This window comes from Bacillus capparidis, from assembly GCF_017832095.1.
Classification (GTDB): Bacteria; Bacillota; Bacilli; order Bacillales; family Bacillaceae; genus Bacillus; species Bacillus gobiensis.
In genome coordinates, this window is sequence record NZ_JAFDST010000001.1 from 392328 (window position 1) to 406122 (window position 13795).

10 protein-coding genes are annotated in these 13795 nt (G+C 42.4%); all 10 read left to right on the forward strand.

Features of this window, described 5'->3' with window-relative positions; translation table 11 throughout:
* Positions 1–21 precede the first annotated feature (21 nt).
* A complete protein-coding gene (gene spoVE / locus JOC74_RS01965) occupies positions 22–1122 on the forward strand; it encodes a stage V sporulation protein E (RefSeq protein ID WP_053602717.1) in 1101 nt (366 codons plus the stop codon).
* A gap of 56 nt (positions 1123–1178) precedes the next feature.
* A complete protein-coding gene (gene murG / locus JOC74_RS01970; RefSeq protein WP_053602718.1) occupies positions 1179–2279 on the forward strand; it encodes an undecaprenyldiphospho-muramoylpentapeptide beta-N-acetylglucosaminyltransferase in 1101 nt (366 codons plus the stop codon).
* A 23-nt stretch (positions 2280–2302) separates the two neighbouring features.
* Positions 2303–3214, forward strand: coding sequence for a UDP-N-acetylmuramate dehydrogenase (gene murB / locus JOC74_RS01975; RefSeq protein ID WP_053602719.1), 912 nt, complete (start codon positions 2303–2305; stop codon positions 3212–3214).
* 298 nt (positions 3215–3512) lie between these two features.
* Positions 3513–4301: a cell division protein FtsQ/DivIB gene (locus JOC74_RS01980; protein WP_053602720.1), complete on the forward strand. Its 789-nt coding sequence runs from the start codon at positions 3513–3515 to the stop codon at positions 4299–4301.
* 3 nt (positions 4302–4304) lie between these two features.
* Positions 4305–4997, forward strand: a complete 693-nt coding sequence (locus JOC74_RS01985; RefSeq protein ID WP_053602721.1) for a DUF881 domain-containing protein — start codon at positions 4305–4307, stop codon at positions 4995–4997.
* Positions 4998–5019: 22 nt separating this feature from the next.
* Positions 5020–5745, forward strand: coding sequence for a DUF881 domain-containing protein (locus tag JOC74_RS01990; RefSeq protein WP_053602722.1), 726 nt, complete (start codon positions 5020–5022; stop codon positions 5743–5745).
* Positions 5745–6104: a small basic family protein gene (locus JOC74_RS01995; protein ID WP_053602723.1), complete on the forward strand. Its 360-nt coding sequence runs from the start codon at positions 5745–5747 to the stop codon at positions 6102–6104. Before JOC74_RS01990 ends, JOC74_RS01995 begins: the two co-directional genes overlap by 1 nt.
* Positions 6105–6272: 168 nt before the next feature.
* On the forward strand, positions 6273–7565 hold the full coding sequence (ftsA, locus tag JOC74_RS02000) for a cell division protein FtsA (protein WP_053602724.1): 1293 nt from the start codon (positions 6273–6275) through the stop codon (positions 7563–7565).
* 34 nt (positions 7566–7599) lie between these two features.
* Complete coding sequence (gene ftsZ, locus JOC74_RS02005; protein WP_053602725.1) at positions 7600–8745, forward strand: cell division protein FtsZ; 1146 nt, start codon at positions 7600–7602, stop codon at positions 8743–8745.
* A 526-nt stretch (positions 8746–9271) separates the two neighbouring features.
* Positions 9272–13603 (forward strand): S8 family peptidase, encoded by a 4332-nt coding sequence (locus tag JOC74_RS02010; protein ID WP_098945197.1) that lies wholly within the window; start codon positions 9272–9274, stop codon positions 13601–13603.
* Positions 13604–13795: the final 192 nt, after the last annotated feature.

A 13795-nucleotide genomic window follows, 5' to 3' on the forward strand; every position in this document is an offset into this window, starting at 1 on the left:
AATGCTTGGGGTGTTCGGTTGTTGACTACAAAAAAGACCTCTCCGGACTTTCTATTGGTTATTATTACTCTGCTCTTATTAACGATAGGATTAATCATGGTATACAGCGCAAGCGCTGTTTGGGCGACGTACAAATTTGATGATTCCTTCTTTTTTGCCAAGAGGCAGCTCTTGTTTGCCGGGATCGGCATTGTCGCTATGTTTATTCTGATGAATGTTGAGTATTGGACATGGAGATCGAGAGCGAAACTGCTATTGATCATTTGTTTTTTTCTGCTTTTGGCTGTATTGGTTCCGGGGATCGGCATGGAACGGAACGGTTCGCGAAGCTGGATCGGCGTAGGCGCATTCAGCATTCAGCCGTCCGAATTTATGAAGCTGGCGATGATTGCCTTTTTAGCTAAGTTTTTATCTGAAAATCAAAAGAAGATCACCTCCTTTAAAAAAGGGTTTCTTCCCTCACTAGGAATTGTTTTTTCGGCATTTGCCCTCATCATGCTTCAGCCCGATCTTGGAACAGGAACGGTTATGGTCGGAACGTGCATCGTGATGATTTTTGTTTCCGGTGCGCGCATCGCCCACTTCGTTTATCTTGGCATTCTTGGTTTATGTGGATTTGCCGCCTTGGTTTTATCCGCACCATACCGTATTGCGCGAATTACGTCCTACCTCAATCCGTGGGAGGACCCGCTTGAAAGCGGATTTCAAATCATTCAGTCATTGTATGCAATAGGTCCCGGTGGATTATTTGGTATGGGGCTTGGCCAAAGCAGGCAAAAGTTCTTTTACCTGCCTGAGCCGCAAACAGATTTTATTTTCGCCATTTTATCAGAAGAACTGGGTTTTATCGGCGGGTCGCTTATCCTTCTGTTATTCAGTCTTCTCTTATGGAGGGGTGTGCGTATCGCTTTAGGCGCTCCGGATTTATACGGAAGCTTTATCGCCATCGGCATAATCTCCATGGTTGCGATTCAAGTAATGATTAATATCGCTGTTGTCACCGGCTTGATTCCGGTAACAGGAATAACGCTGCCTTTTTTAAGCTATGGAGGATCATCGCTCACTCTTATGCTAATGGCTGTCGGAGTGCTGTTAAACGTCAGCAGGTACTCGAGATATTAAGAAAAAAGCCAACCCTGTATTCGCAGGGTTGCCATTTTTTGTGGGGAGGAAACATGATGAAAATTGTTGTCAGCGGAGGAGGAACAGGGGGGCACATTTACCCTGCACTCGCTTTTATAAAAGAGGTAAAAAGACAGCATCCGGATGTTGAGTTTTTATACATAGGAACAGAAAACGGTTTGGAAAAGAACATTGTAAAGCGTGAAAACATTCCATTCCAATCTATCGAAATTACCGGTTTTAAAAGAAAGCTTAGCTTTGAAAATGTGAAAACGATCATCCGCTTTTTAAAGGGAGTAAGAATGAGCAAAAAGTATTTGAAGGAGTTTAAGCCAGATGCGGTGATCGGGACAGGCGGCTATGTATGCGGTCCGGTTGTTTATGCAGCCTCTAAGCTTGGTATTCCAACGATCATCCATGAACAAAACAGTCTTCCGGGCTTAACCAACAAATTTTTATCAAGATACGTTGACAAAGTGGCGATATGCTTTGAGGAAGCACGGGACTTCTTTCCAAAAGAAAAAGTCGCATTTACCGGAAACCCCAGAGGGTCTGAAGCCGTCTCAGTGAAGGAAGGGCAGTCTCTTGAAAGCCTGGGGCTTGAGCGCGCAAAAAAAACGGCGCTTATTTTTGGCGGCAGCAGGGGAGCAGCTGCGATTAACAAAGCGGTTGTCGAGATGCAGCCTGAATTAAAAAAGAAAAATTATCAGGTGCTTTATGTTTCAGGAGAAGTTCATTTTGACAAGGTGAAAGCGGAGCTTGAGAAAATAGGACAAGCAGACAATATGATTGCTCTCCCTTTCTTACATAAAATGCCGGAATTCTTAAAGAAAATTGATTTAATCATTTCTAGAGCGGGAGCGACAACAATAGCAGAAGTAACTGCGCTTGGGCTCCCGAGTATACTAATACCGAGTCCTTATGTGACGGCAAATCACCAGGAGGTTAATGCCAAAGCGCTCTCTGACAATCAAGCTGCCATCGTGATCAAAGAATCGGAACTCGATGGGAATAGCTTGATCGGCGCGCTTGATGAGGTGATGGAAAATGATCAGAAAAGAAAGAAGATGGCTGATGAAGCGAAAGCACTTGGGGTGCCAGATGCCGCTTTACGCCTATATCAGCTATTAGATGAATTACACGGCAAGAAAAGGTAGCAATAATTAACGGGGAGGCTGCTATGGAAAACATCAGAAAAGAATTACATGAACTTGAAGTAGGTAAACTCTTATTACAGGAGCCATTATCAAAGCATACGACGATAAAAATCGGCGGTCCTGCTGATCTTCTCATCATACCTGACGGGATTAAGCAGTTGAAAGCTGTGATGGACATGGTAAAGAAACATCAGGTGCCTTGGACGGTGATCGGCAGAGGCTCAAACCTTTTGGTGGGAGATGAAGGAATACGCGGAGCCGTCATTAAACTGGGTGAAGGCATGGATAATCTCGAAATCGATGATGACCAAATTACGGTTGGCGGAGGTTTTTCTGTCGTTCGGCTGGCGACAATGATCAGCAAAGAAGGTCTGTCAGGACTTGAATTCGCAGCAGGAATTCCGGGTTCAGTCGGCGGTGCGGTTTACATGAATGCTGGTGCACATGGATCAGATTTCAGCAAAATCCTTCGCAAAGCACACATCTTATTTGAGGACGGTTCTGATGCGTGGCTCTCTAACGAGGAAATGCAATTTTCCTACCGAACTTCCGTATTGCAAAACAAACGACCAGGAATCTGTCTTGAAGCCGTTTTGCAATTGAGAAAAGATAACCGGGAAGATATCGTTCAACAAATGCAAAATAACAAAACGTATCGAAAAGAAACCCAGCCATGGTCCCAGCCTTGCGCCGGCAGCATCTTCAGAAACCCGCTTCCAGAGCATGCCGGCAAGCTGGTCGAGAATGCAGGATTGAAAGGTTACCAAATTGGCGGTGCCAAAATTTCTGAGATGCACGGAAACTTTATCGTCAATGCGGGTCAAGCAACTGCCGCAGACGTGCTTTCTTTAATCAATCACGTAAAGAAAACAATAAAGGATCAGTACAATATCGATCTGCATACAGAAGTAGAAATCATCGGAACGAATAATTGAACTCTTTTTTAAGCAAGCTGTAACCTCGGGGAACCTGGTGGAGACTCTTCTCCACCTGATTGGAATTTCCCGTCTTCGCTTAGAGATGGGGGACTTGACCCTTTAAAACTTTTAAAGACAAAAAGTACTTTCGATCTCTTAGACGTGTGCTATACTGAAAGTAATTGAAAAACAGTTTGGCACGATTTTACTGGCATTAGGTTTAAGAGAAAACCCCTTTAGCTTTGCCTATGATAGGCTCGCCTTGAGGCGAGTTTTATTTCTTTTATTGTCTCACGAATCTTGAGGTGAAACAGGCATGAAATATGACAACGAACAGGAAAAAGTTGTTCATATCGATAAACGAATTCCGAAAATTAAAGAACAAAGAAAACAAAAAACGAACAGGCGCCTGATTACTTTTATTCTATTGTTTTTTTTGATGGTATTGCTTATTGTTTATTTCCAAACCCCAATCAGCAAGGTTTCTACGATTGAGATATCTGGAAATAAAAATGTGCCAACAAAAACAATTGAGACTGAATCCAGCATTCAGAACGGATCCACTGAATTTTGGAGCCTGAATCAAGCGGAAACAGAAAAAAATATTGAAACGAATAAGCTGATAAAAACAGTTGAAGTTTCTAAAATTCTACCTAATAAAATTCAGATTCGGATCGAAGAATATAAGAGTATTGCATATTTAGAGAAAGAGGAACAATATTTCCCGGTACTGGAAAACGGAACGGTATTACCTGAGGGAGGGCTTCCGAAAGAAGGAATGCCGATATTAATGGATTGGACTGATAATGAGAAGCGCAAACAACTGGCAGAGCAGCTAATTAAGCTCCCTGAATCAATCAATCGCTCCATTTCAGAAATCTATTATACACCGTCCGAATCTGATCCATCTCATATGACGCTTTATATGAACGACGGTTTTATTGTCTCTGCTTCTTTAAAAACATTCTCAAATAAAATGAAAAGCTACCCGGACATTGTCAAAGAAATTGATGACGGAGCCAAAGGGATTATCCATATGGAAGTTGCAACATACTTTGAGGAATTTCCCCCAAAAAAGGAAGAAACGAAAGAAAAAGGACGATGAACGTTGAAAGGTAAAACTGTCATTCTTTCACTGGCAATGCTTATCCTGGGAATAATGATTTCGTATTCATACCAGTTTGCTAGAGAGAAAAACAAACAGGCCGAAACCTCTGAATTATGGAGAGAAGAATACTCTTTGCGTAATGAGCTAATCAGCCAGGAAAAACAAAATAAAGAACTTGAAAAAGAGCTGAATGAAAAGAAATCAAAGGTACAAGCAGCAGAAGAGAAGCTTAAATCAGAAAAAAAAGTATACTATAACCTTCTTGAAGATGTTGAAAAATACCGGATGTATGTTGGAGAAATAGGGGTAAAGGGGAAAGGGGTCCAAGTAACTCTTGAAGATGCTTCCTATATTCCTGAAGGCGAAAATGTGAACAATTACATTGTACACGAAAGCCATTTATTTCATGTGATCAATGAAATGCTGATTTCCGGCGCTGAAGCTATTGCTATTAATGGACAAAGGATCACACATCAATCATACATCCGCTGTAATGGCCCTGTAGTCACAGTGGACGGGCACCAGCATCCCGCACCGTTTACGATCACTGCAATTGGAGATCCAGATGTATTAATTCCTGCATTAAATATTTCCGGAGGAGTGCTGGATCAGCTGAACCAAGATCATGTGACGTTTAACTTAGAGGAAAAAGACAACATAAAAATAGAGCCATTGCTGGAAAATGCGGAATGAAGAATGGTAAGATGGTGGGAAAATGAAAAACAAAAACAGGATGATCAGCTTTAGTATACTTTTTGCGGTATTTGGCTTTATGCTTTCGTTAAGGCTGAATCACTCGCAAGAACAACATGTCCGTGATACGAGAGATGAATGGGAAATTCGGCAGGATTTAAATGAGGCGCAGCAAAGCCAGCTTGATATGCTTTCGGAAATATCAAAATATGATGAATTACTTTCGACCTACCAAAAAGAAGAACAAGCCAGCCAGGAACAAGCCATTTTGCATACATTGAAAAATTTGAAAGAGAAGTCAGGCATGGCAGAGGTTACTGGAAATGGCATAATCATTACAATTTCGCCGCTGTTTTCAGACGAATGGACCGGGGAGGCGGTCACAAGTCCGCCGCCAGACCTGTTGAAGAAATTGATCAATGAGCTAAATTCCTATGAGGCGGAAGAAATTTCAATCAATGATCAAAGAATTATCAATACGTCCGTCATCCGGGATATTAACGGCATTACGAAGATTGATGGAATAAGTATCAATGAATATCCCTTAATTATGAAAGTAATAGGGAAAAATGCCGATAAATTATATAGCAGAGTAACAGCGTCTGATCTTGATGATCTTTTTGCCGGTGAAAATCTAGACCTTCAAGTCGAAAAACCCGAAAAATCGGTGGAAATAAAAGCTTTTGAGGATTCCATAAACGTCCGGTACCTTGAACCATTGACCGAAGAAGACGGAGGAAAATCTTAATGTGGCTGCCGATTTTAGCGTTGCTGTTGGGAATTGTGATAGGTTTTATTACGAATATTTCGATACCGAGTGAGTATTCAAGCTACCTTTCTTTAGCGATACTTGCTGCATTGGATACTTTGCTTGGGGGGATAAGGGCAAATTTACAAGATTCCTATGATGAGCTGGTTTTTGTTTCTGGATTCTTTTTTAACATCATACTCGCTATAGGTTTGGCTTTTCTAGGAGTTCATATTGGTGTAGACTTATACATAGTTGCAATGTTTGCATTTGGTGTAAGGCTATTTCAAAATATTGCTGTCATTCGAAGGATCTTGCTTTCAAAATGGACAGCCTCCCGAGAAAAAACGAAAAAATAGTGTGATAAAAAAGGAAATAGATAGAATATAACGAATATTTGATATAACCTTTAAAAAAACATAAGTAAACGATGTGTTTGTTACACAGTTGTAACGGCAGATTCATTGTATTGTTGTTCATCAAATAATAGAATAGAAATTGATTGAATGAATAGGAGGTGCCCCAGATTGAACAACAATGAACTTTACGTAAGTCTTGACATCGGTACATCCACCATTAAAGTTATTGTCGGTGAAATGACAGATGACTCCTTAAATATAATTGGTGTTGGAAACGTGCCTTCAGAAGGTTTGAAGAAAGGATCAATCGTTGACATAGATCAAACTGTTCGTTCAATCAAAAAGGCGTTTGAACAAGCCGAAAGAATGGTCGGATTTTCGTTAAAAAAAGCGATTGTAGGCGTGAATGGCAACTACATCCACATACAGGATACGAATGGAGTCGTAGCGGTTTCCAGTGAGAACAAAGAAATCCATACGGAAGACGTCCGCAGGGTAATGGAAGCAGCTCAAGTAGTGTCCATACCAAATGAGCAAATTATCGTTGATGTCATACCGAGACAGTTTATAGTGGATGGCAGGGACGAAATTACTGATCCGAAAAAAATGCTAGGTGTCAGGCTAGAGGTAGAAGGCACACTGATTACTGGATCGAAAACTATTTTACATAATTTACTTCGCTGTGTCGAACGGGCTGGAGTTGAAATTACCGATATTTGTTTACAGCCGCTAGCTGCCGGGTCTGTAGCCTTATCAACCGATGAAAAAAATCTCGGTGTCGCATTAATTGATATTGGCGGCGGTTCTAGTACGATTGCTGTTTTTGAAAACGGACATCTCTTAGCTACCAAAGTCGTTCCTTTAGGCGGGGAAAATATAACAAAGGACCTATCAATCGGACTTAGGACCTCAACGGAGGAAGCCGAAAGAATAAAAAAACAGTACGGACACGCCTATTATGCCGGATCTTCTCCCGAGGAAGAATTTGAAGTTTCCGTCATCGGAACGGATCAGAAGCAAACCTTTAAACAGTCTGAAATCGCAGCTATCATAGAAGCAAGGGTAGAAGAAATATTGCAATTTGCGGCAGAGGAATTAGTAAGAATGGGGATTCGCGACTTGCCTGGCGGTTTTGTATTAACAGGCGGAACAGCAGGTTTGACCGGAGTCTTGGATCTGGCTAAAGAAATGTTCAGCAGCAATGTCCGCTTGGCAAGCCCTAACTATATTGGCGTCAGGGAGCCTCAGTATATGACTGCGGTTGGTTTGATTCAATTTGCTTGTTCAAATGCCAAAATTCAAGGGAGAAAAGTCGGATTTAAAATGCCTTCAGAGGCTGTCCAGGAAGTAGCTGCATCCCATCAAGAAGAATTTTCTGCACCGAAGAAAAGGCAACAAAAACCCAAAAAAGAAAAACAAGAAAGCAAAATGAAAAAACTATTTAATTTCTTTTGGGAATAGATACCATTCATTTTGACGGATTAGGAGGATTAGCATGTTGGAGTTTGAAACAAACATAGACGGCCTTGCTTCAATTAAAGTAATCGGAGTAGGGGGAGGCGGCAATAACGCTGTCAATCGAATGATTGAAAATGAAGTACAAGGTGTCGATTTCATTGCTGTCAATACAGACGCCCAAGCGCTTAACCTATCAAAAGCTGAAACGAAAATGCAAATTGGCGCCAAGCTGACTAGAGGGCTTGGAGCGGGTGCAAATCCAGACGTGGGGAAAAAAGCAGCTGAAGAAAGCAGAGAACAGATCGAGGAAGCTCTAAGAGGTGCAGATATGGTGTTTGTCACTGCCGGTATGGGCGGAGGCACGGGTACCGGAGCCGCACCGGTCATTGCGCAAGTTGCCAAGGATCTTGGCGCACTGACAGTTGGTGTAGTCACAAGGCCATTCACCTTTGAAGGAAGAAAACGCCAGATGCAGGCAGCAGGCGGTATTACTTCGATGAAAGAAGCGGTAGATACATTGATTGTGATTCATAATGACAGACTGCTTGAGATCGTCGACAAAAATACACCAATGCTTGAGGCATTCCGTGAAGCGGATACGGTTCTTCGACAAGGGGTTCAGGGGATTTCTGACCTTATAGCTACTCCCGGCCTGATTAACCTTGATTTTGCCGATGTAAAAACAATTATGTCCAATAAAGGATCGGCGTTAATGGGAATTGGAGTGGCAACTGGAGAAAGTCGTGCGGCAGAAGCGGCGAAAAAAGCCATCTCCAGCCCGCTGCTTGAAACGGCAATTGATGGAGCCCAAGGCGTAATCATGAATATTACAGGTGGAACAAATCTAAGCCTATACGAGGTTCAGGAAGCAGCTGATATCGTCGCATCGGCTTCAGATCAGGATGTAAATATGATTTTCGGCTCGGTCATTAACGAAAATCTCAAAGATGAAATCGTTGTGACGGTCATTGCGACCGGCTTTATCGAACAAGAGCAAGATTTGACCAAGCCGCAGCAAAGGCCATTTTCACAAGGATTAAAACAACCTACACAAAATAATACGCAAAAAAGAGAGCCCAAACGTGAGGAACAGCAAAATACCGGTCAGCAGCGACCTGCACAGCCCTCAGAGGATACTCTTGATATTCCAACGTTTTTACGGAACAGAAATAAAAGAGGCTAAATTGAAAAGACAAAACCAAACTGGTTTTGTCTTTTTTTTATGAATGAAGCAGTTTTCACTGAAAGCTGTTTTTTTGTCTATTCATATTTGGGTAATTAGGATTAAGCAGAACGAATGTCCGATTATTTATATAAAATTAAAGTTTTAATATGAGGAGAATTTTACCTATTTTTTTCGCGAATGAGTCATCTTTTAGATAATTAGTAAAATTCAAGTCGAACCTTTGAATCAATTTTCATGATGAGAGTATTTAAAAGGAATATAGTCCTTTTAAATATACACCCTGATATGCTTAGTAATTTTAAAAGTACGATGCTTTTCTATGTATATATTGCTATTTCTTGCCAAACAACCATATGTCATTCGATTTATTTTCTTTAAATTCTAAATATTATGACATGTTGCGACATTTTTCACAATGTAATTTCTTTACATTAGATTTATCAGCTTTAGATTGGACATACAGTCCTATTTAGAAAGGAGGAGGCGAGTTACTGCGGGGATAAAATTAATAGGGGGGATTTTTTTGTTAAGTAAGACAAAAAAGAAAGTAATAGGTTCTTTCCTTTCTGCCGTAATAATTGGCTCATTGGTGCTACCAAATGCAGCTTCTGCAGAAACAAAACCTGTCTCTACGTCTATTAAGCAAACTGTAGCAAGCTCAGCATCAGGAAAAATATCTAAAAGACTGGAAGAACAATTCAAAAAAGACGATAAAGTCACCTATCTAATTAAGCTGAAAGATCAGGTAGATACAAAAAAAGTAGCGCAAGAAGCTGAAAATAAAGCAAAAAGCAGAGCCCTTACTGCTGCGAAAACAGAATACCAAAAAAGGTCAGCAGTTGTGACCTCACTAAGAGCAAATGCTGAAGAAACACAAAGAGAGCTGAAAAAATACTTAGAAAAACAAAAAGAGATCGGAAAGGCAGATCACATACAATCCTTCTATATTGTTAACGGGTTAGCGGTTGAGACATCAAAAGACGTTCTTGAAAAAATCGCAGCGTTGCCGGAGGTAGAGAAAATTTTGCCGAACGAAACTAGACAGCTTTATCAGAGCGGGCAAAAGTCATATGCCGGGCTTCCTAAAATAGAAGATCAAAAAGCGATACCTGCAGCTGAAGGTGTAGAATGGAATATTGATCAAATTTATGCGCCTGCAGCTTGGAATCTTGGTTACGATGGAGCAGGCACAGTCGTAGCCTCTATTGACACTGGTGTGCAGTGGGATCATCCTGCATTAAAGGAAAAATACAAAGGATATGACCCGGCGGCCCCTGATAGCCCGAATCATGAATATAGCTGGTTTGACGCAGTGGACGGACAAGGGACCCCATTTGATGATCTTGGTCATGGCACGCATGTTACCGGAACAATGGTCGGATCGGAGCCTGACGGAAGCAATAAAATCGGTGTTGCTCCAGGAGCAAAATGGATGGCGGTTAAAGCTTTTTCTGCCGATGGCGGTACAGATGTTGATTTGCTGGAAGCAGGAGAATGGATTCTTGCACCTAAAGATGCAGAAGGAAATCCTCATCCTGAAATGGCTCCTGATGTAGTAAACAACTCATGGGGAGGCGGACCGGGACTCGATGAGTGGTATCGAGAAATGGTACAAGCATGGAAAGCTGCTGAAATATTCCCGGAATTTTCTGCTGGAAATACGACTCTTACCAATCCGGGCGGACCAGGATCGATCGCAACCCCGGCGAATTATCCGGAATCGTTTGCAACTGGCGCGACTGACATCAACAACAATCTGGCCAGCTTTTCACTGCAAGGGCCGTCTCCGTATGGTGAGCTAAAGCCAGATATCTCTGCACCTGGTGTAAATATTCGTTCTTCTGTGCCGGGAAGCAATTATGAAGGCGGATGGAACGGGACTTCAATGGCAGGGCCGCACGTTTCTGCTGTTGCGGCTTTGCTCAGGCAAGTAAATGCAAACATTACGGTTGAAGAAATGGAAGAAATTCTAATAGATACGGCTTTGCCATTGACAGATGGAACCTTCCCGGAATCTCCTAATAACGGATACGGCCACGGACTGGTGAATGCGTTTGATGCTGTATCAGCACTGTCGCAAGGGTTGGGCACGATAAAAGGTCAGGTTACAAAGGAAGGAGAGGACACGGAAGCGCCGGTCTTGCATCATAATCCGCCTGCTGAAGTGTTTGAAGGTGCCGAGATCCCCCTTCAAGTGACAGCAGCGGACAATATCAGCATTACTTCTGTACAGCTGACATATAAAACGGAGACGACTGATTGGACTACAGTCGAAGCTTCCAGAGTTGAAGGAGACTTTAAAAACGGAACGTACGATGCGGTGATTCCGCCGCTTGGAGGATCGGCTCTGCAATACAAATGGGTCATCAAAGATTTTGGCCAAAATGTAGTCGAATCAGAAGTGTTTGATGTACAAATCTTATCAGCTTTAACGACAGGGTATGTACAGAATTTTGTAAACAGTCCTGTTGGCTGGACAAGCTATGGAACGAATAATAGCTGGGAATGGGGTAAACCGGCATCCGGACCGGGAACTGCGGTTTCTGGTGAGAAAGTATACGTAACCAATTTAGATGGTACTTACGATAATTCAGCGAACATGAATTTGCAAATGCCGCCTGTTGCAGTCCCAGAAAGCGGAAATCTGTTCCTCCAATTTAAGCAGTGGTATGATTTGGAGACGAATTATGATTATGGATACATTTATGTCCTTCCGGAAGAGGAAGAAAATTGGGTGCAGCTGGCCAGTTTTAATGGAAGAACTTCCAGCTGGATAGATGGAGAAGTGAATCTTTCAGAATACAGCGGCCAAACGATCAGCGTGATGTTTAATGTCCATACGGACGGAAGTGTGTTAAAAGAAGGCTGGTATTTGGATGACATCAAGCTTTCGGATACTTCAATCGGTACGGCAGGTAAAAAACAGATCGGCATTGTGGAGAAAGCTCAGGATGCTGCATCAAAGGAAAAAACAGATGAGCCGCAAGTTGATCCGAAAAAAGCTAAACCGGCTGACCGAATTTCCGACAAGAATGGTGGGACGAAAGAGATTGCACCGAACATACTGCCTTTACGAGCTGAAGTCAGTGTGCTTGAAACCGGAAAGTCAACTTATTCAAATGCTGGTACTGGTCTTTATGAATTAACTCATGCATCTGGAGACTACACGCTAAAAGCAGAAACGTACGGATTTGAGTCAAGTAATCAATCAGTTACGGTTGAAGCGGATGGGACATCAACAGCAAATTTTGTGCTCGAGGAGCTTCCAAAAGGAACAATCTCTGGTACGGTGACTAACAAAGCGACTGGCCAGCCAATTGAAAACGCCACGATATATTTGGTTGAGGATGCGCAAGTGGCACCGGTTCATACGAATGCAAACGGAGAATATTCATTGACAGCATATGAAGGCTCGTACTCAGTAAAGATTACCGCACCGGGTTTTTACAGTTCGGAATCAACAACTGATCTTACAGGAGACGTTAGTCTTGATTTTCAATTGGAACCGTTCATCGGTTATCCTGGTGAAATTGGATACGATGATGCGTCAGCTGAAAACGCAAAGGTATTTTACGAGGCAGGTAATGGATGGGCAGTCAAAATGTCTTTGAATGAAGGGGAAGATAAAGCCCTTGTAAGAGGCGGGTTGTTCAGATTCTGGGATACAGAATGGCCGGTTCCGGGCGGTACGGAATTCGCCGTAGAAGTTTGGGATGCAACAGGGCCGAATGGAGCACCCGGCAAGAAGCTGGCTGGACCGGTCATTGGCGAAGCACAGCGTAACGGGGAATGGACAACTGTTGACCTTTCTCAAGAAGGCATCATAGTAGAAGGCGATTTTTATCTCGTATATATTCAGACTAAGGCAAATCCAGATGCGCCTGGTTTAGCAACGGATGAAAATGGGCCGTTATCAGAACGAAGCTGGCAATTTGTTGGCGGTTCGTGGTCACAAACTCTTGCTGAAGAAGGGAACTATATGATTAGGGCATTGGTTGACTACGAGGTGACTCCGCCGGTTATTACGTCGCCTGAAGACGGAACGTTTACAAAGCATAGACAAACGGTCATCGAAGGGACTTCGTCACCGGGAACAACCGTCAAGATTTTCAACGGGGAAGAGGAAGCGGCTTCCGTTGAAACGTCAGAAGATGGTACATTCTCTAAAGAAATTACCCTGAATGATGGAGAAAATGTCATAACGGCTAAAGTCTCAGCAGAAAACGGGACGACCGATCCATCCGAGCCGGTAACTATCGTCTTGGATCAATCAAAGCCGGAGCTTACGATTACAAGCCCGTCTGAAGGAGATAAACTGAACAGAGAAACGGTAACCGTCACCGGCACGGCAGCAGACGAAAATCTGGACTGGGTAAAAGTAAATGGAAAGAAAACGTCTGTAGAGGATGGCAGGTACTCAGAAAGAATCCTGCTTAACAATGGAGCAAACACGATCAAAGTCGTTGCTCAAGATTTAGCAGGCAATAAGGTGACAAAAAATATAACGATTGACGTAAAATATACGAAGCCTGAAATCACGAATCTTCTGCCGACAGAAGATAAAGAATTAAAGGCTGGTGAATCGGTAAAAATTGAATTCAACAGTGAACCAGATTTGGATGCCACCTTTGTCATCCGAATGCCGCTGACCAATGCCAGAGCAGGAGTGCAGAATGCTATCGAGCTTCCTTTACGGGAGGTTTCTGAAGGCAAATATGAAGGCTATTGTACAGCAACAAACACCATTAAAGCAGCTGGAGCTGAAATTGAGGTAATTGTAAGAGACGACTATGGCAATGAAACGAGGAAAACTGCTGAAGGAAAGCTTTATATTCACGCGAAAATGCCGAAATAAAATTTCCTCGGGGAAAATGAAAGTGAGATGCAGACTTTGTCTATAGTCTGTATCTTTTTTTGTTTGCCTCAGCGAGAAATTCCAACCATCACCTGACGTGCACAAACAGAGATCACTTAGTCGACAAATAAAATATGAATCTCTTAAAAACGTTCAATTCTCTTAACATAGATTGACAGACTTTCCCATGCA